Origin of the sequence: Vibrio echinoideorum, from assembly GCF_024347455.1 — a bacterium.
GTDB lineage: Bacteria > Pseudomonadota > Gammaproteobacteria > Enterobacterales > Vibrionaceae > Vibrio > Vibrio echinoideorum.
Map to the genome: position 1 here is coordinate 1931456 of NZ_AP025484.1, position 24337 is coordinate 1955792.

Consider the following 24337-nt stretch of genomic DNA (forward strand, 5'->3'; position numbering starts at 1 on the left):
TACCCCACCAGCTCGCGTTGAATTATCACTACTTAGGATAACCCTCTAACAGTTATTGACGTCTTGGTGGTGGTGGCGGAACTTCCTCTTCCGATAGGCCACCGCTTCCATCTGCGTCTAGTTTATCAAAGTCATCGGCGAGTGGACCTCTGAGCTCTTCTAATTGTAATTCGCCATCACCGTTTGCATCCATTTCTTCAAAGCTTGGCATTTCTCTTGGGCCTTCTCGGCTTTCAGCGCACGCTTGAAGCGCGAATGTCGATGTCAGTAAAAGTAATGCTGTCGTGATTTTGTTCATAATTTAATTCCTATTCGTAACCAAATATAAGTGTATTTCTTTGACGCAAATAGGTTAGCGATCAAATTAGCAGAGAAAATGGATAAATCTAGGAGATGAAAGTTAGCGCTTAACTTTAAAAGAGCATCCGATCATCAAGTCAGGTTGTTTAAACCTCCATTGTTTCTACATAGTTCCCACATTTTCTATTTTTATCCTAGTCCACTATTGAACTCATGAATTTAATGCCTTTAGCAATAAAGGCAGAAAGCTATCGTTGGTATTGAAATGGATTATTTTTTAGGAGCCGTAGAATGAAGGCAATGGTAAAAAAATCAGTCGTTGTCTCTTCTACGTTGTTGGTTGCTTCTTATAGTAACGCTGCGCTTTATAGGGTGGTTTTAGAGGAATCACCAGTAGAAACGGAATCGGTGTATGGGGTCGCAGTTGAACCAGAGCTTGGTACAACGGATTGCTTTAGTACCAGTTGTGGTGACACCGATTACGCATTCGCAGGGGAAGCTCAGAACGCAGAACCAGGTTTTTCCTTTAAAGAGGAGGTCTCCTTTGGTATCGATAACACGTTCTACTATTTAGATTATGACGATATCTATAGCTACTGCACGAGCGAACTTGGCTACGCGACTTGTGAAGCTTGGAGTTCTTTGTTGTGGTATGGCGATGAGGATGCTGGTATTGGAGGCTTGAAAAATGAGCGTGATGCATATTACGAGCTGAGCTATCAGACGAATTCCACGGCTTTTTATGACTCTTACTCGTTAAGTGAGATCCCGGATGTCGGTAGTAACCCACCTGATGTGAGCAGTTATAGTTATTCCTTTGTTGATGGAACAGAGGAGAAGGTCATCACTAAAGTTGACGAGAATGGTTTTGTTCTTGGTAACACCAGCAGTGGTTACTACAGCTATAACAACCAATATATTCAGTTGTATAGGCAGCGTGGTTACTACGATACAGGCACTGAATTTACGGTTCTCCAACCTGAAGCCGATACCAGTATTACGATCAGCGATGCTGACAGCGAAGCGAATATAATCTCCCAAATGGGACGAACGATGGCTTTTGATTCTTTCAGTTATGGAGGGGAAAGCTATGTGGTCGGAAGTGCGTCCGTTGCGACTTTTTATTACAGTGATGAGTATAAAGATTATGATTCTCCGTACACATCCGACAGTGATGCAGAGGATCTAGATAATTGTATCGATGAAGATATTGAGCCTGCTTTATATCCAGAGTGTCAGAACTTTGCTTTTGCTAATCGAGCTTTTGTCTGGAATATAACCGATGCGAATGGCCCCAATGATGATGGAAACCGTTTTGCAGTATCTGATTGGGAAACCAGTTCGAGCTATTACTCTTACAACGATGATGAAGCTTCAGCACAGGCGAGTGTGAGGGCTGCAACGATTTCATCTAGAGGGACATATAGCTCTTATCCTGTTTTAGTTGGTTACAATACAGAGCTAGATGATTCCGATAACTTTCTTATGCAGGCAGCTGTGTTTAGGCCAAGCAGTACGTCAAATTTCAGCGTTTCGGAAAATGCTTGGACGACTACATTTATCGCTAATGCGACGGTAGAAGTGAGTGATTCATACATTCACAGTAATTCTGTCGCAACAGATATTAATGAAAACATGGTGGTTATTGGTTATGCAAAACGAGATGGTGATTATCCGTCGGATCGTGTGTCAGACAATCGTATGTTTGTCGCTGATGCGAATGACACAACGCCAACAGCCACATTCTTCGCAAGTTTAGGTGAAGACATTTTCTTTGACAGTGCAGAGGGAAAAGCAAGTGAGATCAATAACTACAATGAAATCGTTGGCTATGTTGATGCGGAAACTCACTCTGAAGTAGACGGCCATGAAAGAAGGCATCGCGGCTTCATTTTTCCTTATAACGACACCGGAACCGATGCCGATAAACGTGCAAGATATAATGATCAAGCTTGGTGGTTAGACGATCTGACCAATGGCGGAGACTACAGTGATGCCAACAACCACTTTAGAATATTGGACGCAACCGACATTAATGACGCGGGCGTTATCTCCGGGACGGCAATACAATGTTTTGCGAGTGAAAGTAGCTCCTCTTCTATGGCTTATGATTCAACCGCGCACTTTGCTTATTGTAATGATGGAGTGGGTGACGAGAGGGTGGTGGCAGTGAAACTTATCCCGATATCTGGAGCAACAAGTGAGGACATCGCTGAAAGAAGTGATGATAGCGCTGAAGATGTTGAACGTAGTGGTGCCGGTACCGGGTTATTGGTGCTTATCAGTTTAATTTCCGTGCTTTCATTTCGTTTGAAAAAATCTCGTTCTATGATTGCTTGAATTGATGACGTGCTCACAAGAGAAACAACCTCCATTTGATCCCCAACCATTAAAGTAATGGGTTAGGTTTGATATCTCATCCCATGAGAATACCGTTGGGATATGAAGCTTTTTAAAAGAGCATCACCTGTTTTGTGATGCTCTTTTTGCGTTCAACATACACTTATCTCTTTCTGTTTTAGCTGATAAAGCTCTAATGTAACAATTCAATAACATCTATTCCTCTGCTGTAAATCAAACCACCACTCTTCAATCCCTTGATAGCACTCACTTTCTTGTTTTAGCAATTCGCGTGTAACAAATATTTTACAAATTGACGGGGTTTTAGCGTTATTGCCCATTTCCTTCCATCCATTCCAATCTGTCGGCTTGTAGGCCAAATTTAATTAAGGACAAAAAACACACAACATCTATTTACGTAATAGAAAGCACGTAACAAAAAGTCACGTAATAGAAAGTACGTAATAAAAAACCACGTAATACAAACCAATAGGTACAAGGAGAAAGTTCATGGTGGATACATACAACCCGCTTGGCACGGATGGATTCGAGTTTGTTGAATACACGGCCGTTGACCACAAGGGAATTGAGCAACTTAAAGCGTTGTTTGTGTCACTTGGTTTTGCTGAGGTCGCCAAGCACCGCTCAAAAGAGGCTTGGCTGTATCGACAAGGTGACATCAACTTTATCGTCAATGAACAGCCACACAGCCAAGCAGAAGCGTTCGCCAAGGTACATGGTCCATCGGTATGTGGCATGGCTTTTCGTGTCAACGAAGCAACGGCTGCAATGGAGCAAGCTTTCAAGGGCGGTGGTGAAGAGTACAAAACAGAAATAGGGCCGATGGAACTGAGCATTCCGGCTATTTACGGCATCGGTGAGAGCCTGCTCTATTTTGTGGATCGCTATGGCAAGCAGAGTATCTATGACGTCGATTTCCGATTCTATGACGATGCGGAAGAGCGTATGGCCGAAGCCAATGTTGGTTTGTTCGAAATCGACCACCTCACGCACAACGTTAAACAAGGCAACATGGACGTGTGGTCTGGGTTCTATGAGCGCCTTGGTAACTTCCGCGAGATTCGCTACTTCGACATTGAAGGCAAACTGACGGGCCTTGTGAGCCGCGCCATGACCTCTCCGTGTGGCAAGATCCGTATCCCAATCAATGAGTCTTCCGACGACAAATCACAAATCGAAGAGTTCATCCGTGAATACAACGGCGAAGGTATCCAACACATCGCGTTATCCACGGATGACATCTACAAAACCGTGAAAACTCTGCGCGATCGCGGCATGGACTTTATGCCAACCCCTGACACCTACTACGATAAAGTCGATCAGCGCGTTAAAGGCCACGGCGAAGACACCGATCTGCTGCGCGACCTACGTGTTTTGATTGATGGTGCGCCGACCAAAGATGGCATCTTGCTGCAAATTTTCACGCAGACGGTAATCGGGCCTGTGTTCTTTGAAATCATTCAGCGTAAAGGCAACGAAGGCTTTGGCGAAGGTAACTTCAAGGCGTTGTTTGAATCGATTGAAGAGGACCAGATTCGTCGAGGAGTATTAGACGATGCATAAATGGATCTCGTTTCCTCATCGGGAGGGGGTGTGCTCTAAACAAGCGCACGCCGATTTTCCCGAAGAGGCAATTTATGAGCGAGAAGCGGGTCGGAGTGGTTTCTTCGGCCCTGCGGCTCACTTTCATCACCAGCATGCCCCAACAGGTTGGTCGGAGTGGGAGGGCGATTTACGCCCTCGCGCTTTTGATTTTACGCTGGTGGAAAAAGCCAGCCAGATAACCCCTTGGGCGGTGCCTCATCTTTTGCACAACGCGGACTGCAAAATCCGTGTATGGCGCATGGATGAGAAGATGGATTTCTTAGTGCGTAACTCTGATGGCGATGAGCTGCTGTTCATTCACCAAGGCAGCGCCGATCTCTATTGTGACTATGGTCATCTAGCGGTGAGTGAAGGGGATTACGTGATGATCCCGCGCTCGACCAACTGGCGTTTAGAGCCAAGTGAGCCTATGTTCATCTTGATGATCGAGAACACAGATGCGGCTTACTCCCTGCCAGAGAAAGGCATGGTCGGTAATCACGCGGTGTTTGACCCTGCGGTGCTCGACATCCCTTCAATCAATGATCAATTCCGCGCTCAGTATTCAGAAAACCAGACTCAGGTTCAGGTGAAGCGTCACGACAAAGTCAGCGTGATCACCTATCCATTCAATCCATTGGATGCAATTGGTTGGCATGGTGATTTGGCCGTGGTGAAAGTGAATTGGCGCGATATCAGACCGCTGATGTCGCATCGCTACCACTTGCCACCCTCAGCGCACACGACGTTTGTTGGCGCAGGATTTGTGGTGTGTACCTTTGTGCCACGTCCGATTGAGAGCGATCCTGGGGCGTTGAAAGTGCCGTTCTACCACAACAATGATGACTACGACGAAGTATTGTTCTATCACGCTGGTGACTTCTTCAGTCGCGACAACATTGAAGCGGGCATGGTGACCTTCCATCCGGCGGGCTTCACTCATGGGCCTCACCCAAAGGCGTTCAAGGCTGGGCAAGCGCACAAGAAGAAGTTTACCGATGAAGTGGCGGTGATGATCGATACTCGCCATGCGCTGCAGTTCTCTGACGAACTCGACAGTGTTGAGAACAAAGAATATGTCTACAGTTGGCAAGACACTGGTTTGCAAGAGACAGGTTCTCAAACCATGGCTGACGATAAGAAGTAAGGGACAAGGATGAAATTAGCAACCAAGAAAAATGGCACTCGCGATGGTCTATTGATGATCGTGAGCAAAGATCTCAAACAGTGTGTACCTGCCACTGAAATCTTCCATGCGATGCATCTGGCGCCAACCATGCAGGTAGCATTGGATAACTGGGACAGCGTTGCTCCTCAGTTAGAAGAGTTATACACCTCGTTAAATAATGGGCATGTGACAGGCAGTGAAGTCTTTGCACCTCAGTATTGTGAATCACCTCTGCCACGCGCATATCAATGGGCTGATGGCAGTGCATATGTCAACCACGTTGAACTGGTGCGTAAAGCGCGTGGTGCTGAAATGCCAGAAAGTTTCTGGGTCGATCCATTAATGTATCAAGGCGGCTCAGATGCCTTTATCGGCCCTCGTGACAACATCGAATTTGCCAGCGATGAGTGGGGTATAGATTTCGAAGGAGAAGTCGCGATTGTAACTGGTGACGTACCAATGGGTGCTAGCGCTAAACAAGCGCATGATTCGATTCGTTTACTGATGTTGGTGAACGACGTGTCACTGCGTGGCTTGATTCCCGCTGAGCTTGCGAAGGGCTTTGGCTTCTTCCAGTCTAAACCGTCTTCGGCGTTTTCTCCGGTTGCCGTCACACCTGATGAACTTGGCGATCAATGGAAAGGTAGCAAGGTGCATCTACCGTTGATATCGACCTACAACGACCAGCCTTTTGGTTGTCCGAATGCGGGCGTGGATATGACCTTCAATTTTGCAGAGTTGGTCGTGCATGCCGCGAAGACTCGCCCACTGTCGGCAGGCGCGATTATCGGTTCAGGCACGGTTTCCAATAAGCAGGGCACTGACCACGGCACTTCAATTGCCGAAGGCGGTGTGGGTTATTCATGCATTGCCGAAGTGCGAATGATTGAGACGATTCGAGATGGTAAACCGTCGACTCAATTCATGTCGTTTGGTGACTCGATCAAGCTTGAGATGTTTGATGCGGCGGGTGATTCTATTTTTGGCGCGATAGACCAAAAAGTGAGCCAGTATCGAGCGCTGTAATCCACATAATAGGATTGCTGTATGAGCGAGAGCATCGTGAACAAGAACATTATACTTTACGGTTACTGGCGCTCGTCCGCAGCCTATCGAGTGCGTATTGGATTGAACCTAAAGCAACTCAACTATGAGTCGAAATCGGTGCATTTGGTGCGTAATGGCGGCGAGCAACATGATCCACAATATCGCGAGCTCAATGCCAGCCAATTAGTGCCAGTGCTGGTGGATGGTGACGTTCAACTCAATCAGTCGCTGGCTATTCTTCAATATCTCGATGAACACTATTTGTGTGAGAGCAGCCGAGAAGCCTCGATAATCCCTGAGCAAACACCACTGCGCTATCAAGCGCTAGCGATGGCTCAGGACATTGCGATGGAAATTCACCCTCTTAATAATCTGCGTGTGTTGCAGTATTTGGAGCGAGGATTATCATGCGGGCAAGAGGTGAAAATGGATTGGATTCACTATTGGATGAGCCAAGGGTTTTCAGCGTTAGAAGAGAAGCTGGCCAAACACCGAAAAACACATGGCGATTCAGTGTATAGCCTCACTGACTCCCCTTGTATTGTTGATATTTGCTTAGTGCCGCAAGCCTATAACGCGTTGCGCTTTGATGTTGATATGTCGCCTTATCCGCTGATTAACTCGATTGTTGAGGAGTGTAACCAGTTACCCGCCTTTATTGATGCGATGCCAGAGAGTCAAGCGGATGCGAATGCACCGATGTGAACGTATTGAATTGTTTTTTAATGAACTGGAAACGTTATTTAGATTAAATTACGTTATAATTACGATTGGGTATATTTAAAGATATTATGTATTCATTATTTTTAGGTTTAATTTCCAATTTTATGAATATTTATCTCATCTAGCATTAAACGGTCCTAATAAAATAAGCCTCATTATAATTAAATAAGAGGCTTGTAATATAATTTATATTAGTGGTATTTATCACTCGATAATATTAGTAATAAACAATACCTTCGCCTTTCGTTATCAGAGTGCCAGCTTCATTGGTGATTATTTTATCTAAATCAAATAATGAACCAATCGCCGCATTACCCAAGCCAGCTTCAACGAATTTACAAACGGCATCAATTTTTGGCCCCATAGAACCAGCAGGGAATGAAAATTCTGCTAAACCAGCAGGCGTTGCTTGCTTCATTTCTGCTTGGTCTTCTTTACCATAGTTACGGAAAATCGAACCATCCGTTAAGATAATAAATAAGTCGGCATGGATTTTTTCAGCCAGTAGTTCAGCCGTAAGATCTTTGTCAATTACGCACTCTACGCCACTACTCTTACCTTGCTCAATACTCACGGGAACACCGCCGCCGCCACAAGCGATAACAAGGTTTTCTGTATCTAGAAGAGTTTCAATTTGCTGAATTTCAACAATGCTTTTTGGCATAGGAGAAGGCACAACGCGTCGGTAGTACTCGCCATCAGCTTTAAACTGCATTGTGCTTTGAGCCATTAATTCTTTAGCTCGTTGCTCTGTATATACAGGGCCAACAAATTTAGTCGGGTTAGCAAACGCAGGGTCTTTTTTGCATACTTCAGTTTGCGTGACTAGCGTCGCTACGTCTAATTCAGGGTCAATGTTTCTTAGCTCTTGTTGTAACATGTAGCCCACCATGCCACAGGTTTGGGAGCCGAGTACATCCATTGGGTACGGGGTCGTCTCAGGCGAATATTCGTTATAAGCCGCGTTTTGTTCCATCAACAAACCTACTTGTGGGCCATTACCATGAACGATAACAATCTCATGCTCGCGTGCGATTGCAGCAATACTCGCCGCTGATTTGATTATATTTTCACGTTGGTTCTCAGCCGTTAATGCTTGGCCTCTTGCTAAAAGAGCGTTACCGCCTAAAGCTAATACTATCCGCATGATAATGTCTCCGATCATTTAATAATGATTTTATTTTACGTAGGGATTAACCGATTGTTTCTAATTAAATTCAAGCTTATTAATAACAATGACTAGTTTTTTTAATTACCCTTAAGTAATTAACATGCCGAGATAGTATTGGAAAATAACTGTTCTAAATGTGATAGCTATCAAATTATCATTTCACTAGAAATAAAGCTGTGGAAACGAGAATTATTATAATTCGATTAAATATCCATAAGCTGGGATACAATCCAGTGGTGGACTCTTTTTTTGTATAAATGATTCGTCTTTAGTGAATATTATCTCAGCCCAAAAAATGAATAATTTAACATTTTTGTTTTAAATATGACGTTCAGATCTCATTAAGAACTTTAGAAACGGTACGGGGCAAAACTGAGGCGAGGGTTCACGAGCTTAAAGAGTGGTTTCGATTCGGTTTTTATTAGCCAATCAAGGGCTGCTTAAAGTGTTCAGTGTTTAATGCTTCTCCCGTTGCTTGCTTCACTCAGTCATCGGTTTTCAATCGGCTGCCTTTACTCTAGATGTTATCTGACAGCCAAGTGAAAATTGGAGATAGCTCGCCACGTTCTTGGTCTAAATACTAAAGCGAAACAACGTGCTTTATCTCTTCCAAAACTTCGGCGTTTGCAATGGCTCCGAGGTTTTCTACATCCTTGCCATTTACCACCTGTTTCACCGCCAATTCCACCAGTTTGCCTGAGCGTGTTTTTGGCACGTCGCTGATCGCAAATATCTGGCTTGGCACGTGCCTTGGTGAACAAGAGGATTTGAGTTTGCTTTTGATGGCGGCCAATAGCGTTTCATTTAGAGCCACACCTTGCTGCAGTTGAACGAACAACCAAATTTGCTCATTGCGGTCGACATCTTTACCGACGGCGATGGAGTCGATGATGCCCTCAATGGTGTTCACTTGCTGGTAGATCTCGGCAGTACCAATTCGCACACCACCGGGGTTAAGTGTGGTGTCGCCTCGCCCATAGAACAGATAGCCGCCATGCACGCTCTGTGCGACTTCATCACCGTGATGCCACACATTATCGAACCTGTCCCAATAGGTGCTGTGGTAGCGCTCTCCGGTGTCATTCCAGAAGCCAACAGGGAAGTTGGGGAGGGAATTTGTACACACCAGTTCGCCACGTTCATGATTAACCTTGTGACCCGACGAATTGAACACCTTGATGTCGACTCCGAGCCCTGCCTGTTGGCACTCACCGCGATACACAGGCGAGATTGGGTTACCCAAAACAAAGCAGCCACAAATATCCGTACCGCCAGAAATTGAGGCTAAATGCAGGTCTTGTTTGATGTGTTTGTAAACGTAATCAAACTGCTCTGGGTAAAGCACTGATCCCGTCGAGCACAGTGTTCTTAATTTAGGAAGGTTGTGACTGTCGATAGGCGAGAGTTCTGCCTTCTCAATCGCTTCTAGATATTTGGCTGAGGTGCCAAATGTCGATACGTCAGTACGCTGCGCTAAATCCCACAGAACGTTAGGTTGTGGGTAAACCGGGCTACCATCAAAGATCACCAAACACGCACCGCTCGCGAGCGCAGAGACGTGCCAGTTCCACATCATCCAACCACAAGTGGTGTAGTAGAACACGCGATCGTTTGGCTTTATATCACAGTGAAGTTGATGCTCTTTTAGGTGATTGATGGTAGTGCCGCCGACAGAATGCACAATACACTTTGGCTTGCCTGTTGTGCCGGAAGAGTAGAGCACAAACAGTGGTTCATTGAAGTTCACACGAGTAAATCGAAGAGGTTTTGGCTGATAGTGACTAAGGATGCTGTGCCAACTTTGGGGCGATACATCATGTTCAACTTGGTTTTTCTTTAAATCGTTCTTCTCTAAATCGCTCTTCTCTATATCACGAGTCGGTTTCAAGTAACCGATCTGACACACCTGTTTTAGTGCGTTTAAGTGTTCAATGATTTCACGGTTCTTGTCCGTCATATCGAACGTCTTGCCATTGAAGGTGTAACCGTCACAGGTGAACAGCACCTTAGGTTTCACTTGGCCAAATCGCTCAATCACACTCTCGACGCCAAAGTCAGGCGAGGTTGACGTCCAAATAGCGCCTAAGCTGGTGGTTGCTAACATCGCTATTACGGTTTGTGGTAGGTAGGGCGTATAAGCGGCAACCACATCACCTTGTTGAACGCCACAATCCACGAGCCATTGTTGAACGCTAGAGACTGATTCACACAGGGTTTTCCATGTATAACTCTGTTGTTCGCCACGCTCGTTCTCAAACCAAATCGCACGCTCGTCAGGCATTATTTGCGCTAAACGCAGTAAGTTCTCGGCGTAGTTTACTTGCGTATTCGGGAACCATACTGCATCGCGATTCGATTTTGGTTGCTGCCAGCGGCTCTCGCCTTGATTTTTGATGAGCTCTCTTTGTGCGTTATCAATACTGTTCTGCGAGCCCACCATTCCACAAAACTGCCATACGTTCTGCCAAAACGACTCGGGATGTTCCACAGACCATTGATGGAGATCCGTGTAGTTTTTCAATTCCCGTTCGAGTACGCCCTGTTGAACGAGGTTATCCATAAATCGGGTTGCGTTGGCGTGTGCGATGCGCTGCTCGCTGGGCTGCCAAACTGGCTTATTGCTTTCGTGCATTCCTTTACCTTTAACAAAAAGTTAACGATTTCAGTCTGGTATTTAGGTTTTACAAAGTCAAAAGATCAGCAAAATAAGGGGTTGTCGGAATTGTGTAAATAAAATGTTACACGATCGCCTATTTCGAAAAGTCGCGCAAATTGGCGGATATAACGAGTGGAGATAGGCTTAAAGTGAGACATTCGAAAGGAGGTGTGTAATGACTCAATATCATTCTAAGCCCGTGAGCCAAGAGGGATGGGTTGAGTGGAGCCTCGAAGAAGACGCCATTTGGCACGACTTAGTGAAAAGGCAACTGGACGTCATTAATGACCGCGCATGCGATGCCTATTTGCACGGTTTGACCCTGCTGGATCTGCCATTAGACCGGGTTCCCCAGCTTCCAGAGATAAATAAAGTCCTAATGGAAACAACAGGTTGGCAGGTTCACCCTGTGCCTGCGTTGATCGATTTCGACCGTTTCTTTGATTTGCTCGCCAACAAGAAATTCCCAGTCGCGACATTTCTGAGAACGCGAGATGAGTTCGATTATTTGCAAGAGCCCGATTTCTTCCATGAAATTTTTGGCCACTGTGCCATGCTCACCAATGCCGATTTTGCGATATTCACTGAGCATTACGGAAAACTTGGCCAAGCAGCCACACCTAAACAGCGTGCGTATCTTGCCCGTTTGTATTGGTTTACGGTTGAATTCGGTTTAGTAAAAGAAGGTCATAGGCTGAAAATATATGGCGGTGGCATTCTTTCGTCTCCGGCGGAAACCATGTATGCGTTGGGAGGGGACTTGGCCGTTCGTGAGCGGTTTGACCTGCAAACCGTGCTAAGAACGCCTTATCGTATCGATATTATACAACCGAAATATTACGTGATTGATGAGTTGTCTGAGCTCTTCAAAATCAGCCAGGAAAACCTATTGCAGCAAGCAGATCTCGCGATAGACGAGGGATTACTACCACCACTTTTTGAACCTAAGGAACCAACACATGTTGAATGAACAAAAATGCGAAGCCTGCAGTATCGACGCGATTGCCCTCAATAAAGATGACCAACAATCTTTACTGTTGGAGTTGTCTGATTGGCAGATCATCGAAAGAGACGGTATCCCACAACTTGAGAAGGTGTTTAAGTTTAAGAACTACAAACAAGCATGGGCATTCAGCAATAAAGTGTCAGAGTTAGCAGAAGAAGAATTCCATCACCCTTCGATCTTATTGGAGTGGGGCAAAGTGACCGTAACGTGGTGGAGCCACTCAATCAAAGGCCTACACAAGAATGACTTCATCTGCGCCTCACGCTGCGATGTGTTCGCCGTGAGTGAATAGTATCTGACTAGATAAGTTGAATCGAGAAAGTTGATACGAAAAACTGCCATGTTCGAGTCGAATATCGGCAGTTTCAGGCTTTAAAGGTTTTTAAAGTTCTATGCTCATTGGTTGAACTAACTAAAAAGGTCGCTGTTATGAAATTTACTACAGATATGGGATTTTAACTCGGTGCCATTTCCCCAAAGTGGCTCAATTGGAAATTGTTTGTCAAAAACGGTAATTGCTAACTTATCATCGAAAGATTCCGCATCATTTTCTTGAGCTGTAATTACGGCGACACACATTCCCGTTATGTACCCGATAGGCAAGTTCCATTTGTCGGAACCAATTTCAATTGACCCATTTAAATTAAATTCTAATCTAGGATCAAGTTCGCCTTCATGTGCGATGGAAGTTCGGCCAAATTTGTAGAGTGCATCTGTAATGCTAGTGCCATCACACACAATATTGGATAAGCAATTTCCAGTAGCTACTGTAGAAATCAGCTTCTCTTCATCTTCTAAAAATGCTTTTATCCTCTTTCCCACACCGTCTTTTGGTCTTCGGCGTTTTGCCGTTTGATCTATTGCAGGGAACAAATTCACTAATGCCCCTTCATGATCGTTAGTTTGCATATGTTTAATAGCTTGCAATATACGCCTGCTTACGCCTGTAGGTTTTTTATTTTTCTTCATATATTTTCCTAACCTAAAAGTTGTTCATTATCATTAATTTATTTTTAATTGTATGGATTAAAGCTATTAGGGACATTGTTTTTATTTAAGTTTTGTTATGGATAATGCAAATTTAAATATATACGCCGAGTGCTTATACCAGTTCAAATTATGCAATACATGAACTACGTGAGCGACTCTCCAAAACTTTGTTTGTCAGCTTATAGCGGCTCTTCAACCAAACGCACTTTCCCAAAGTAGCTTGACCTGCATCAGCGACTTGCTGGTTTCTTGCCCCACAACCCCCTCTATTGCTCATAGTATTGGTTTTATGAGGCTGCTCTATGATATATTTCTCGGCCAAGTGTATTACAGACGAAGGCTAATAATGTCTATCAACCTTTCACTCCTTCCACCCAGTGAGAAAAATAAAATCGAACTGGATAAGCAGGCATCGTTTCTTGTATGGAAATTGAAGCATGCGAAATGTGGCCCTGAAGCCATTGTTGAAGAAGCAATGAAGCTAGGTGATCCAGAAGAAAAGGCTTGGTTTGATCAGTCTGTAGAAAAATACAAACGGGTAATGGGTGTCGCATAAACGCACATAAACCTTACCCAGCAAAGCTGTAGAATTGAAATGACACAGTAATTTGCTAGAATTTGCTCCGTTAATTGAATCAGAGAGAAGATCCCGATGGGAAGAAGTTTTGAAGTGCGCAAGGCCTCAATGGCGAAAACTGCAGGCGCAAAAATTAAAGTTTATTCTAAATACGGTAAAGAGATTTACGTACTGGCTAAGAACGGCAGCTCTGACCCAGACATGAACTTACCTCTTAAGCACCTGATTGCTAAAGCTAAGAAAGACCAAGTACCCGCTCACGTTATCGACAAAGCGATCGATAAAGCGAACGGCGGCGGCGGTGAAGACTTCCAACCAGCTCGTTACGAAGGTTTCGGCCCTGGTGGCACAAGCGTAATCGTTGACTGTCTAACTGACAACGGCAACCGTACTTTCCAAGACGTTCGCCAATGTTTCGTTAAGACTGGTGCGAAAATCGGTGTTGAAGGTACTGTTTCTCACATGTTCGCTCACCAAGCTGTATTCCAGTTTGCTGGCGAAGATGACGAGATCATCCTAGAAACGCTAATGATGGAAGACGTAGACGTGACTGACGTTGAGCTAGAAGACGGTGTTATCACTGTATTCGCTCCAACGACTGAGTTCTTCAAAACGAAGACTGCACTACACACTGCGTTCCCAGAGCTAACTCTGGACGTTGAGGAAATCACTTTCGTTCCTCAAACGACTACGCCAGTAGCTGAAGAAGATTCTGAGAAGTTCCAGAAGTTCTTAGACATGCTTGACGACTGTGATGACGTTCAGCAGGTTTACCACAACGCTGAGCTATAATATCAATCTATAATTGATAGCTTTGCTCTTGTGAGTAGAATGTAGAATACAAAAAACCGAGCCTAGTGCTCGGTTTTTTTATGCCGTTTATTCAGAGATAGAAGAACTTAAAAGTGTGCCTCTGAGTGTTGGCTGTTTTCTTTGGTCTGCTTCTGTGATTGCTTACTGTTTTTACTCACTGTACCCGTTCGCAGTATCTGTTCGGAACCGCTGATCGAATTCCCCTTGATCATCGTTCCATGATAGCGACATGATCCGCCTATCCTCGTGATCGACTTAGTTAATCGTTTCAGGTGCAATTAATGGGTTAGGCATCGTTTTAGTTCTTGGCTTACATATCCACGCTGCTAATTTTCGAATCAATGGCAGTACGGTTAGGTTGAGTGTTAATGCGCAAGGCCAAGCAATAAAGAAGCTTTGTAGCCAAATAGGCGGCCATTCGTGGCTGAACCCTATTTTGTAGCCTGAGATAACCCCAGACATAATCATTGCCATGGTCAGGGAAGATAAAATAGAAGTTACCCAAAATTGTTTATTGTATGTTTCTCCCGTGATTTTCTGTTGTTGATGAGATAAGGTTACATCTATCCATTAATGAGAAAAATAGGCACATATAGAAGTATGAATTCCATATTTGGAAACATTGATGATCTGTTTTTATTCTGTGCAGTGGTTGAAGAGGGTTCTTTGCTTTCGGCATCGAAACGCCTGCAATTACCTGTGTCGACCATGTCGCGTCGATTAACCGCATTGGAAGATCGCCTGAGTATCCGACTTTTAGAAAAGAAAGGTCGTGAGTTGGTGGCCACTAAAGATGGCGAAGCGGCCTTTGCTGCGCTGAGCAGCGGTATGGAATCGCTGCATCAAGGCTTCAGTAGCTTGCTTGAGGAGCGCGATGCGATTCAAGGTAAGATAAAGCTCGCAGTGCCTCATAACTTCTACAGTGGCTTTCTACGTTCGACCATTGAGCAATATCTTGTTGAGTATCCCAATGTGCAGCTTGATTTAACTCTGAGTCAGCAGCAGGTGGTTCCTCAAACTGATCGTGATTTGTTGATTACGTTTAAGATTTCCGACATGGAAGGCATGATTGCTCGACCACTGTTTAAAGCCAAGCACGGTTTCTTTGCGAGCCCAGATTATTTGGATTCCCACAGTGCGATTAAAAATCCAGGTGATCTAGAGCACCACGACTGGATTAATGTCGATGATGTTTTTGATATGCCGCTCTACAAATCCGGCCGCTTAGAGCAGATGGTGACGATTAAACCGAAGTTTATTGTTAATGACATCAATGCTGTGGCCGCCGCAGCGCTGAAGGGGCTGGGGCTTGCTTCACTGCCTTTTCGCCATGTATCTCCAGATATGAATCTGATTCAAGTGCTCCCTGAGTATCATCGGGGTGATCGCCAAGCGTATTTAGTGTACAAAGAAAGAAAATATCAGCCAAAGGCTTTGACCCTGCTTATCGATGCATTGATTGAGAGTGTTCGATCTTTCCATAGTGATGGTTTGGTCAAATAAAAGGAGAAAGGAATGAAAGTAAGTTTTATCGGGCTAGGCGTTATGGGTTTTCCAATGGCAGGCCACCTAGTCAAAGCCGGTTTTGAAGTAACGGTATTTAACCGCACTCACAGTAAAGCGCTAGACTGGGCTGATAAACACCAAGGTAAAGCCGCAGAAAGCGTAGCTGAATGTGTAGCAGATGCAGATGTTGTACTTGTCTGTGTTGGCAACGATGACGACGTACGCAGCATGACGACCAGCGAAACAGGCGCACTAGCAGCAATGAAGCCTAACGCGATTCTTGTCGATCACACCACAACGTCTGCAGTACTGTCTGAAGAGCTTGAAGTGGCCGCGAAGCAATCGGGTATTCGCTTTATGGATGCACCAGTGTCTGGTGGCCAAGCGGGCGCAGAAAACGGCGTGTTAACCATCATGTGTGGCGGCGAACAAGCGCTTTTCAACGACCTTCAACCTGTGTTCGAAGCTTACGGTAAGTCGTCGGTTCTGATGGGTAAAGTAGGTCAAGGCCAACGTGCGAAAATGGTCAATCAGATCTGCATCGCAGGTGTATTGAATGGCCTTTCTGAAGGCTTGGTACTTGCTGAGAAATCAGGTTTAGACATCCCAACTCTGGTTGATTGCCTTAAAAACGGCGCAGCTGGTTCATGGCAGATGGAAAACCGCGCCACCACAATGGCGCAAGATAAGTTCGATTTCGGCTTCGCAATTGATTGGATGATCAAAGACTTAGGATTCTGCTTAGATGAAGCAGAGCGTCAAGGTATCCAACTTCCATTGACTGAAAAAACCAACAACGCATACAAGGCACTGTCTGCCGAAGGACAAGGCCGCATGGATACATCAGTATTGATGAAAGCCGTGGTTGAAGAGACGAAGAAGTAGAAGAAACAGTCGCAGCGAAGAAGCCGTAAAAGCTTTGCTTAGATAACTAAAAATAGCCGCAGATTAGCGGCTATTTTTTTGCCTAAGATAACTTAGAAATACAGAGAAGCATTTGTTCTGAAACTCACCATTGAACAAAATTTTGTTACGAATTTAATGCCACAGAGTGATTTCGGATCATTTTCGCGACTGTAAAAACCTTCCTCCCCTAGAAAGTCATGCTCGATTTACTCATCCACTACAAAGATTTTACTCATCCACTACAAGTTGTTACCAACGTCTTCTGATGGGTTGAGTCCTTCGCTAGAGATTGGTTTGGTCAGTATTGTTCATTAATAATTGCCGCATAAACCAAAAACACAGATTTACTTTCTACCTAATTAAGGCGTCAAATCATGACAAAACCATCAAAACTCTTTACCAGTATCGCTTCTGCTTTGGCATTGACCGCTAGTGTTTCAGTATGGGCTGATGAGCAAGACTTTAGTTCGATGCAAATGCAAGGCGTCGAAAAAGTGGATATTCAAGTTGATATAGAAGGCGCTGCGCAACGCTTATCGCAAGCGGTTCAGTTTCAAACTATCTCTAACCAAGATCGCAGTGATTTTGATGAACAGGCTTTTCGTGACTACCACCAATTTCTTGAAGAATCGTACCCATTAGTGCACAAAACACTCAAGCGAGAAGAAGTCGGTGACCCGCGCCCTTTCAGCTTGATTTACACTTGGGAAGGTAAAGACCTATCACTCGCTCCCGCTATTTTTATGGCGCACCAAGATGTGGTACCAATTGCAAAAGAGTCTCGTGATGAGTGGAAAGAAGATCCGTTTTCAGGTGCGATTAAAGACGGTTATATCTGGGGCCGTGGTTCATTAGATGACAAAAACCAACTTCAAGCACTGTTAGAAGCCACTGAAATGAAGCTAAAAGAAGGTTTCCAGCCTGAACGTACCATTTTGTTTGTATTCGGCCACGACGAAGAAGTTGGTGGGCCAGAAGGTGCTAAGCACGCCGCTGACATCATTGAACAACGCTATGAGAAAATTGCGTTTGTTATGGATGAATCTGCTCCTCTTGTCCCTGGTATATTCCCTGGCATCCGTGAAAACACGGCACTAATCGGTATTGCTCAAAAAGGATTCGTTAGTCTAGAGATTGCCATCAATGGTGTTGGTGGTCACTCATCACAACCGGGTGAAGAATCGAATATTGTCGCGTTAGCAAAAGCCGTTGAGAAAGTTGAAGCAGCGCAATTCCCTTACAAAATTCATGATGCGGTGAGATATCAATACCGATACATGGGGCCGGAACTTCCAGAAGCGCAGCAACCACTTTACAAGGCCGTAGCCTATGGCGAAAACGACACGGTGACGGACTTAGAGAAAAAATTTATTGATGTAATGTCTAAAAATGAGGTTACTCGCGCCATGCTTCATACCACAACGGCAGTTACTATGTTTAATGCTGGTATTAAAGACAACGTATTACCGCCAGCAGCTACTGCAGTTGTAAACTTTAGACCAATGCCAGGTGACACTCCTGAGGTGATTATTGAGCATGTGAAGAAAGCGATCGGCGACGAAAGAATGACCATTCGTGATATCTCAGCATCAACGCCTGCAACTAATGTTGCGGATCCTAGCGGTCCTGGTTATGCCATGTTGGAGAAAACGATTCGCCAAACTTGGGGAAATGACCTGATTGTCTCGCCGTTCTTTGTTATTGGTGGTTCAGATTCTAAGCACTTTCAAGCACGAGATTTTGCCCCTGATGTATATACAATGACGGCGATACAATTAGAAAGCGTAAAAGAATTCGAAGGCTTCCACGGTGTGAACGAGCGTATCTTAGTTGAAGAATACGGTCGCTCTATTGGGTTCTTCTACCAACTAATGGATAACCTCGAAAGTCTGTAATTCAAATATTATTGACTGATATAAAATGAGACGATGGCTAAGACTTTCTTAGCCATTTTTTCATTAGCCCTTGTTCTAATTAGAAAACATTGACATGAAAAATACATTATTAATGGTTATGGCTTGTTGTTTTAGTTTGTTCACACAAGCTGCTGAAACGATATCTTGGGAGTCATTAAGACCTGTGCAAAATCAGTATCAGGTTCTTTCTCCTGGGAATAAGGCGCTACTTTCTGAGATTTACGCCTACGAAGCCGTTCAAAAAACGCGTCAGTTAAGTCCAATGGAAAACGATGGATACAATCAACGTGTGGTATTGGCTGAAAAGTTTGGCTTAAACGTACGTGAGCTGCTTTTACAAAGAACACAACAAGCGAACGATATAGTTCCCGAGCTTAGTATTAACGATATGAAACTGGCCGGGTTTTTAGTACCGCTCGAAATGGAAGGTTTAATAGGAAAGCAGTTCATTTTGGTGCCAACTGCAGGGGCTTGCATTCACACTCCTCCCCCACCTGTAAACCAAACGATTTTAGTCGAATTTCCTGAAGGCCATGAATTACAAAGTTTATACACACCAGTATGGGTGACAGGGAACATTAAAACAGGGGCGGTTGATACGTCGATTGCACTTTCTGATGGCAATCAAGATATTGAAACTGGATATGTCATTGACGCGTCGGATATTGAGCTTTATCACTAAATCTGATCAACGAACTTAGAATTGAAAAGGTGACTAACGGGGAACAGTTAGACTAAATTTGATCGCTATGTGCCGTTTAATTCACTTCTCTTCATGCTCTACACATAGCAGCGCTAAATATAGTAAATATTAGAATCACTTGGGGTAGGTAAACCACCGAGAAAACAATATTCATGTTTCCAGCTTCAATGTTTGATGGAAGCAATCCATCGGAGGCGATGAGGCGTTATTCCGTTTTCCTTGTAACGTGTCTGTATTAACAAAGGCAACTGGCTCGCAGCTTTTGCATACAGTTCGCACTACAGCACTTATATACCAATAGGAAAACCAATATGAAAAGCTTAATCGCTATATCCATAGTAACGGCTCTATCTGCAGGCTCTGCGTTTGCTAATGAGATCGTTAATGAATCATCCACAAATGTAGATGTTTACAACACTCATGACTTCTTCTTGCAAAAAGGCAATCGCGTTAAACTTCAGTTTCCTATTGAACAGTCTAAGTTTGCTTGGCAGAACCTAAGCCGTTTCTATCCTACCGCTCAAATTGAACGTGATGGACCTGTCTACCAATTCCCATATCAGATTGACCAAGAAATTGGTGAAATATCAGCGACTGTGCACGGTGAAAGCAAGACATTAAATGAACACCTAGATTCTTACCCTGTCGATGCTTTTCTTGTTGTTAAGAGTGGAGAGGTTGTCTTTGAACGTTACAACACGATGCGAAAAACAGATAAGCATAATTGGTTTTCAAACTCGAAAATTACAGCAGGTATAGAGCTGGCTAAGTTGGTCAATGAGGGCAAAGTTAACCCTAATGACCCTATTTCTAAATACATTCCTGAATTAAAGGGATCTGACTGGGATACAGTATCTGTTTCTGATACTGCAAATATGGCAACGGGCTTGAACGCAACAGAGCACGATGAGCCAGAGGCAGACTCACGTATAAACCCAGAACAACCTTGGTTTAAATGGGCGGTTTCCATTGGCGTGTTTGAGGGTGAAGGCAACCAAAGCCCACTTGAAGTGCTGGCCGAAATGAAGCGAAGAGCACCGGGCGGAAAAACATTCGAATACAATTCAATTAATACGTTTGTTCTGGCTCGACTTATTGAGAATGTTCGTAACTTACCCATGAATGAGATTGTCAGTCGTGATATGTGGCAGAAAATGGGGGCAAATAATGACGCTTACACTGTTGTTTCTCCACAAGGGGGATACCCTTTAATGTTTTTCTCAATGAATACCACAATTGAAGATATGACTAAATTCGGTATGTTACTTACTCCGTCAGCCACAAAGTTGGGTAATGGTGGTGTTAGCAAAGAAGTCATTACGTTAATTCAAGACTCTGGTAACCCAGAAGCTTACGGTGGTGGTTATGTTGGTAAGATGATGGAAAACTCTTTCTACAACGACACAAACATCAAGAATGGTTATCAATTTGATGCAATCTTTGAGGATGGCGACTTATTCAAGGCCGGTGTTGGCGGTCAAGGTGTGTATATTTCACCAGAAAAAGACTTAGTTATATCTTTCTTTTCAACCAGTAATGGCAAAAACCAAGAAGAAACTTATGCTCGTGAGATTGCGAAATATTTTAGCCGCTAATTATGCAATCGGTGATTGCTACTTGATGTGATCAATCATTGATAGATTTGATCATTGAATAGAGTTTTATCTTTTTGTAACGCCAGTCGCCTGACTGGCGTTTTTTTGTTTGTTGAGCTTGGTTATTGATTCCCTGCGAGCGGGTGATTAAGTACCACGATATCTTTGGGTCATCTCAACACAGCTATCCATTATCGCTTGTGTTAACGCTTTTATGCGCTTTAGGCTCGTGGTTACACACCAATGCCATGGCGTAAAGAAGTTCACATTATATAGATACGATTGTTTGAGCTTCTTCCCGTTACTCATTGTGTTCAGACGATACATTCGATCTCCTTACCCTCTACTCATTGGCAATGCGCGTAGTGTTGGGATGCTATGTAAGCTCAAGAGTGGCTTCGTTTGAATTCACTTATCTTGATGGGGTTAGGTATGCACTAGCAAACGTAAACAGTTAAATATCAATCAATAACGGCATTGAAATAGGCCGCTAGAATAAGGTTTTGAGTGTTGAATCAATATGGGATGCAGGCGTAACTTGATAGAGAGAGAGAGAGTCAGTTCAAAGTAAGGCCGAACTGAATAGTAAATAGTGGCTATTTTAATAAAGAAGAGTGAGAGGGGGTAAGGAAAATAAAACTAAAAAAGGCGAATCTCTCGATCCACCTTTTAACGTATTATGGCTATTGGTCGTTTTAGAAGAAGACTTTGTATTGGAACCAAACCACGGTGTCGTCAATGTCTAGTTTTTGATTGGTTGATTCCATGCTTCCATAAGTATTTTCAACCTTGACTTGTCCCCAGCGTGTTTTGTCTGCCGAAAAAGGAGTCGCTGCGAGTAGAGTGGTTTTAACGGTACTCGTTTCAATATCACCATCCATGTACGTAAACTCTGGGTAGGCTGCAAAATAAGTACCATCGGCGCCCGGCTTCCAAACCGCATAAGCAGCGGCCATACCACCTACGATACTATTGTCTGTAACACCAAAGGCACTTGTTGTGCTGTCTGAGTACTCACCGCCCATCACTGCCGCGCGGCCAAAAAAGGTCAGAGAGTCGATTGGAGTTCTAAAAATAGCGACACCACCTACAGCTGCAGTAGTAAAGCTTGCATTATCAATGATGTCTAATGACGCGGCTACACGAGGTGTAATGGCATTATTTATATTGAATACATGGAAATATTGAGCTCGGCTGTCTTTATATTTCCCTTCATTATCCATCGAACCTTCCAATGTGACCATAGACATCTGTCCGTTGTCATAAGTATATGATAGAGCTCCCGATAGCTTTAGATCACCTATGTTGTTGGTTGCCACATACATATTGGTACTGGCACGAGTCATATCGGACGGGTCAACTTTTTGGGTGTCATCAGCAAATGCTGAAATAGAAATGGTAGCAAGTAAAGCCGTAGACAAAGCGGTCATTTTGAGTCTGGTCATGAGACGTTCCCGAGTTATTTAAGTTAAGTAGCCGAAGCAATAACGCAACTTTACATAAGGTTTTTATACTCATTAACTCTCTAGCGATGGGCTCGATCCATCGCTGTCATCCAAACATTTGCGGTAAAGGGGGATTTCGGTTTTTTTGGTAAGAAATATTTTAATCCATCTGTTTAAAGTGTATTCGATGAGAGATTTTTAATTGATGTCAGAGCGTGGTGATAGGGATGTGTTGTTTGATAAGAGAAACGGGCTCTGTGTTGGTTAATGTAGACTCTGGTGGTAAAATTTATTAACGAATATGAGGACTCGCAGGACATGATATGAACTTTAGTCTTGAACAATTAAATACTTTCGTTGCGGTATATGAGCAGGAAGCTTTTAGTAAAGCGGCGATAAAATTAAATAAGCATCGAACAACGGTTGCACAAGTCATCACGAGTTTAGAAGACCAGTTAGCGATCACTTTATTCGATAGGTTGAGCCGCAGTGTAGAACCCACTGAAGATGCAGTACTTCTTTATCATTACGCAAAGCAAATACTAGAGCAGGCTAAAACGCTTGATAGATTTGCATTAAGTCTTTCATTTGGCGGGCTAGAATCGGTGACGATAGCCTATGCGAGCTTTTTACCTCATCATGTTGTTTCTAAAATTCGTCGACAGCTCGATGAAGACTTTCCATCCATGCGTGTTAATTTTTTGGTCAGAACGAAACCAGAAATAAAAACAGGGATTGAAGATGGAAGCATTCACTTTGGTATTGTGAACATATACGAAAGCAAAGTGATTAATAGTATTGATTTTACTTTTTTGGGGAATATGCCTTTTGTTCCATTTGCTAATGCAGAAAGTGAACTATCAGCTAAGCCAACAAACGAGACACTCTCAACGATGAAATCTTTACGACAGTTTGTTCTCAAATCTATGGTCGAAGATAAAATGACGGAGAAGGTTGTTGTTTCTTCAAAACATGAATATGTTGATCAATTAGCAGTCATTGTTAAGCTTGTCCAAGATGATTTTGGCTGGGCTCTTTTACCAAAATCGATAATTGACTCTGAATATGTGACTGAGAATTTGGTAGAGATAAAATGTGACGAGATCAAACAAGAAATAATGGTTCCCATATCCCTTTGGTGTCCACATTCAAAACAGATTGCTCAGGTAAAAAAATCGATCATCAAGGTCGCTGATTATTATATAAATAAATCAGCGTACTAAAAAACGGACACTGTATTGGGACGATTTCATCAGGCTATAGAAAGTATTGAGCTTGATGAGCTATCTATTATGAACTCGTTTAGGGCACTTTGAGTTATAAACTGCCACGAGTTAAAAATTGGACTATCCAAGTTCAGGACATTTCTGAGTTGGCAACCAAACTATGCGAGGCAGGAAGACTTCAAGTATTGAAAGCTGCACATAATTCGTTAACTTATGATTAAAAAGTAACTTCAATATTCTCATACCTATATATGTTGCAACCAAAAGAACAAACGCGAGATCTATTGGTTCTCGCGTAATCTTTTACCTTACTGGTGCGCCTTCTTGCTTATCGGCTTTAATACTTTCATAACTGACGACTGTTTCCACATACCAATACCTGTTAAAGCAAGAGCTGGTATTAAGCCCCATAGCGTAGCGGTAAGATATGCTTCATTGCTTCCTAAGGGTGAATAGAACGCTGCACCAACAAATAGCGCTAAAGTTATGTGTATCCATCTCAAAATTATTCTTATGTTCTTACCATTCATGACGCTTTCCTTGTGCTGTTGTTTTAAGCTCTATGGTAAGGCTGTTTTATCTACAGTTCTTATTATTGCGACAAGCGGTGTTTCTAGAGCGTGAGTTGCTTTACCTTAAGATAA

General features: G+C 43.6%; 22 protein-coding genes. 15 read left to right on the forward strand and 7 right to left on the reverse strand.

What is annotated here, in order from left to right:
- Positions 1-52 precede the first annotated feature (52 nt).
- Positions 53-298, reverse strand: a complete 246-nt coding sequence (locus OCV36_RS24505) for a hypothetical protein (RefSeq protein WP_017072318.1) — start codon at positions 296-298, stop codon at positions 53-55.
- 293 nt (positions 299-591) lie between these two features.
- On the opposite strand from OCV36_RS24505, the gene OCV36_RS24510 reads away from it, so the two are divergent.
- The 5 genes from OCV36_RS24510 (at position 592) to maiA (ending at position 7165) form a co-directional block, all read left to right on the forward strand.
- Entirely contained in the window at positions 592-2640 is a 2049-nt protein-coding gene (locus OCV36_RS24510; protein WP_135454063.1) for a DUF3466 family protein, read from the forward strand.
- A 510-nt stretch (positions 2641-3150) separates the two neighbouring features.
- Entirely contained in the window at positions 3151-4224 is a 1074-nt protein-coding gene (hppD, locus tag OCV36_RS24515; protein WP_017090454.1) for a 4-hydroxyphenylpyruvate dioxygenase, read from the forward strand.
- Positions 4217-5392: a homogentisate 1,2-dioxygenase gene (locus tag OCV36_RS24520; protein WP_102482409.1), complete on the forward strand. Its 1176-nt coding sequence runs from the start codon at positions 4217-4219 to the stop codon at positions 5390-5392. The genes hppD and OCV36_RS24520 overlap by 8 nt, the downstream gene beginning before the upstream one ends.
- A 9-nt stretch (positions 5393-5401) precedes the next feature.
- Positions 5402-6439 carry a fumarylacetoacetate hydrolase family protein gene (locus tag OCV36_RS24525; protein WP_135454061.1) on the forward strand — a complete coding sequence of 346 codons (1038 nt, stop codon included), beginning with the start codon at positions 5402-5404 and terminating at the stop codon, positions 6437-6439.
- Positions 6440-6460: 21 nt separating this feature from the next.
- Positions 6461-7165 (forward strand): maleylacetoacetate isomerase, encoded by a 705-nt coding sequence (maiA, locus tag OCV36_RS24530; RefSeq protein WP_135454059.1) that lies wholly within the window; start codon positions 6461-6463, stop codon positions 7163-7165.
- Between the two features lie 235 nt (positions 7166-7400).
- Here the strand turns inward: maiA and OCV36_RS24535 are convergent, their stop codons facing one another.
- Together OCV36_RS24535 and OCV36_RS24540 are read right to left on the reverse strand one after the other, a co-directional pair.
- Entirely contained in the window at positions 7401-8330 is a 930-nt protein-coding gene (locus tag OCV36_RS24535; protein WP_135454057.1) for a carbamate kinase, read from the reverse strand.
- A 604-nt stretch (positions 8331-8934) separates the two neighbouring features.
- Entirely contained in the window at positions 8935-10986 is a 2052-nt protein-coding gene (locus OCV36_RS24540) for an acetoacetate--CoA ligase (protein ID WP_135454055.1), read from the reverse strand.
- A gap of 199 nt (positions 10987-11185) precedes the next feature.
- Between OCV36_RS24540 and phhA the strand changes: the two genes are divergently transcribed.
- Together phhA and OCV36_RS24550 are read left to right on the forward strand one after the other, a co-directional pair.
- The gene (gene phhA, locus OCV36_RS24545; RefSeq protein WP_135454053.1) at positions 11186-11980 is read left to right on the forward strand and encodes a phenylalanine 4-monooxygenase; all 795 of its coding nucleotides are present in this window, start codon (positions 11186-11188) and stop codon (positions 11978-11980) included.
- Positions 11970-12308: a 4a-hydroxytetrahydrobiopterin dehydratase gene (locus tag OCV36_RS24550; RefSeq protein WP_054546061.1), complete on the forward strand. Its 339-nt coding sequence runs from the start codon at positions 11970-11972 to the stop codon at positions 12306-12308. The genes phhA and OCV36_RS24550 overlap by 11 nt, the downstream gene beginning before the upstream one ends.
- A 116-nt stretch (positions 12309-12424) precedes the next feature.
- On the opposite strand, the gene OCV36_RS24555 is transcribed toward OCV36_RS24550, so the two are convergent.
- Positions 12425-12985 carry a hypothetical protein gene (locus tag OCV36_RS24555; RefSeq protein ID WP_210114700.1) on the reverse strand — a complete coding sequence of 187 codons (561 nt, stop codon included), beginning with the start codon at positions 12983-12985 and terminating at the stop codon, positions 12425-12427.
- 367 nt (positions 12986-13352) lie between these two features.
- On the opposite strand from OCV36_RS24555, the gene OCV36_RS24560 reads away from it, so the two are divergent.
- Both OCV36_RS24560 and OCV36_RS24565 read left to right on the forward strand, forming a co-directional pair.
- A complete protein-coding gene (locus OCV36_RS24560) occupies positions 13353-13562 on the forward strand; it encodes a DUF3283 family protein (RefSeq protein WP_102551420.1) in 210 nt (69 codons plus the stop codon).
- Between the two features lie 96 nt (positions 13563-13658).
- Positions 13659-14375 carry a YebC/PmpR family DNA-binding transcriptional regulator gene (locus OCV36_RS24565; protein ID WP_004732617.1) on the forward strand — a complete coding sequence of 239 codons (717 nt, stop codon included), beginning with the start codon at positions 13659-13661 and terminating at the stop codon, positions 14373-14375.
- Between the two features lie 276 nt (positions 14376-14651).
- On the opposite strand, the gene OCV36_RS24570 is transcribed toward OCV36_RS24565, so the two are convergent.
- On the reverse strand, positions 14652-14870 hold the full coding sequence (locus tag OCV36_RS24570; protein ID WP_135454051.1) for a DUF2798 domain-containing protein: 219 nt from the start codon (positions 14868-14870) through the stop codon (positions 14652-14654).
- Positions 14871-14996: 126 nt separating this feature from the next.
- Between OCV36_RS24570 and OCV36_RS24575 the strand changes: the two genes are divergently transcribed.
- The 5 genes from OCV36_RS24575 to OCV36_RS24595 all read left to right on the forward strand — a co-directional run bounded on the left by OCV36_RS24575 (position 14997) and on the right by OCV36_RS24595 (position 21022).
- Positions 14997-15899: a LysR family transcriptional regulator gene (locus OCV36_RS24575; RefSeq protein WP_135454049.1), complete on the forward strand. Its 903-nt coding sequence runs from the start codon at positions 14997-14999 to the stop codon at positions 15897-15899.
- Between the two features lie 12 nt (positions 15900-15911).
- The gene (locus tag OCV36_RS24580) at positions 15912-16787 is read left to right on the forward strand and encodes an NAD(P)-dependent oxidoreductase (protein ID WP_135454047.1); all 876 of its coding nucleotides are present in this window, start codon (positions 15912-15914) and stop codon (positions 16785-16787) included.
- A gap of 395 nt (positions 16788-17182) precedes the next feature.
- Positions 17183-18703, forward strand: a complete 1521-nt coding sequence (locus OCV36_RS24585) for a M20 family peptidase (protein WP_135454045.1) — start codon at positions 17183-17185, stop codon at positions 18701-18703.
- Between the two features lie 94 nt (positions 18704-18797).
- Positions 18798-19406, forward strand: a complete 609-nt coding sequence (locus OCV36_RS24590) for a DUF3299 domain-containing protein (protein WP_017075586.1) — start codon at positions 18798-18800, stop codon at positions 19404-19406.
- 332 nt (positions 19407-19738) lie between these two features.
- Positions 19739-21022, forward strand: coding sequence for a serine hydrolase domain-containing protein (locus OCV36_RS24595; protein WP_054546068.1), 1284 nt, complete (start codon positions 19739-19741; stop codon positions 21020-21022).
- Positions 21023-21717: 695 nt separating this feature from the next.
- Here OCV36_RS24595 and OCV36_RS24600 read toward each other — a convergent pair.
- Positions 21718-22467 carry a hypothetical protein gene (locus OCV36_RS24600; protein WP_017090363.1) on the reverse strand — a complete coding sequence of 250 codons (750 nt, stop codon included), beginning with the start codon at positions 22465-22467 and terminating at the stop codon, positions 21718-21720.
- Positions 22468-22790: 323 nt separating this feature from the next.
- Here OCV36_RS24600 and OCV36_RS24605 point away from each other — a divergent pair, with 323 nt between their 5' ends.
- Positions 22791-23690, forward strand: coding sequence for a LysR family transcriptional regulator (locus OCV36_RS24605; RefSeq protein WP_135454043.1), 900 nt, complete (start codon positions 22791-22793; stop codon positions 23688-23690).
- 311 nt (positions 23691-24001) lie between these two features.
- On the opposite strand, the gene OCV36_RS24610 is transcribed toward OCV36_RS24605, so the two are convergent.
- Positions 24002-24223: a hypothetical protein gene (locus OCV36_RS24610; RefSeq protein WP_054546072.1), complete on the reverse strand. Its 222-nt coding sequence runs from the start codon at positions 24221-24223 to the stop codon at positions 24002-24004.
- Positions 24224-24337 lie beyond the last annotated feature (114 nt).

What these genes read in the sequence shown, in the direction of transcription:
- OCV36_RS24505 (WP_017072318.1), bottom strand. Translation starts at nt 298, where the DNA reads ATGAACAAAATCACGACAGCATTACTTTTACTGACATCGACATTCGCG.
- OCV36_RS24510 (WP_135454063.1), top strand. Translation starts at nt 592, where the DNA reads ATGAAGGCAATGGTAAAAAAATCAGTCGTTGTCTCTTCTACGTTGTTG.
- hppD (WP_017090454.1), top strand. Translation starts at nt 3,151, where the DNA reads ATGGTGGATACATACAACCCGCTTGGCACGGATGGATTCGAGTTTGTT.
- OCV36_RS24520 (WP_102482409.1), top strand. Translation starts at nt 4,217, where the DNA reads ATGCATAAATGGATCTCGTTTCCTCATCGGGAGGGGGTGTGCTCTAAA.
- OCV36_RS24525 (WP_135454061.1), top strand. Translation starts at nt 5,402, where the DNA reads ATGAAATTAGCAACCAAGAAAAATGGCACTCGCGATGGTCTATTGATG.
- maiA (WP_135454059.1), top strand. Translation starts at nt 6,461, where the DNA reads ATGAGCGAGAGCATCGTGAACAAGAACATTATACTTTACGGTTACTGG.
- OCV36_RS24535 (WP_135454057.1), bottom strand. Translation starts at nt 8,330, where the DNA reads ATGCGGATAGTATTAGCTTTAGGCGGTAACGCTCTTTTAGCAAGAGGC.
- OCV36_RS24540 (WP_135454055.1), bottom strand. Translation starts at nt 10,986, where the DNA reads ATGCACGAAAGCAATAAGCCAGTTTGGCAGCCCAGCGAGCAGCGCATC.
- phhA (WP_135454053.1), top strand. Translation starts at nt 11,186, where the DNA reads ATGACTCAATATCATTCTAAGCCCGTGAGCCAAGAGGGATGGGTTGAG.
- OCV36_RS24550 (WP_054546061.1), top strand. Translation starts at nt 11,970, where the DNA reads ATGTTGAATGAACAAAAATGCGAAGCCTGCAGTATCGACGCGATTGCC.
- OCV36_RS24555 (WP_210114700.1), bottom strand. Translation starts at nt 12,985, where the DNA reads ATGAAGAAAAATAAAAAACCTACAGGCGTAAGCAGGCGTATATTGCAA.
- OCV36_RS24560 (WP_102551420.1), top strand. Translation starts at nt 13,353, where the DNA reads ATGTCTATCAACCTTTCACTCCTTCCACCCAGTGAGAAAAATAAAATC.
- OCV36_RS24565 (WP_004732617.1), top strand. Translation starts at nt 13,659, where the DNA reads ATGGGAAGAAGTTTTGAAGTGCGCAAGGCCTCAATGGCGAAAACTGCA.
- OCV36_RS24570 (WP_135454051.1), bottom strand. Translation starts at nt 14,870, where the DNA reads ATGGCAATGATTATGTCTGGGGTTATCTCAGGCTACAAAATAGGGTTC.
- OCV36_RS24575 (WP_135454049.1), top strand. Translation starts at nt 14,997, where the DNA reads ATGAATTCCATATTTGGAAACATTGATGATCTGTTTTTATTCTGTGCA.
- OCV36_RS24580 (WP_135454047.1), top strand. Translation starts at nt 15,912, where the DNA reads ATGAAAGTAAGTTTTATCGGGCTAGGCGTTATGGGTTTTCCAATGGCA.
- OCV36_RS24585 (WP_135454045.1), top strand. Translation starts at nt 17,183, where the DNA reads ATGACAAAACCATCAAAACTCTTTACCAGTATCGCTTCTGCTTTGGCA.
- OCV36_RS24590 (WP_017075586.1), top strand. Translation starts at nt 18,798, where the DNA reads ATGAAAAATACATTATTAATGGTTATGGCTTGTTGTTTTAGTTTGTTC.
- OCV36_RS24595 (WP_054546068.1), top strand. Translation starts at nt 19,739, where the DNA reads ATGAAAAGCTTAATCGCTATATCCATAGTAACGGCTCTATCTGCAGGC.
- OCV36_RS24600 (WP_017090363.1), bottom strand. Translation starts at nt 22,467, where the DNA reads ATGACCAGACTCAAAATGACCGCTTTGTCTACGGCTTTACTTGCTACC.
- OCV36_RS24605 (WP_135454043.1), top strand. Translation starts at nt 22,791, where the DNA reads ATGAACTTTAGTCTTGAACAATTAAATACTTTCGTTGCGGTATATGAG.
- OCV36_RS24610 (WP_054546072.1), bottom strand. Translation starts at nt 24,223, where the DNA reads ATGAATGGTAAGAACATAAGAATAATTTTGAGATGGATACACATAACT.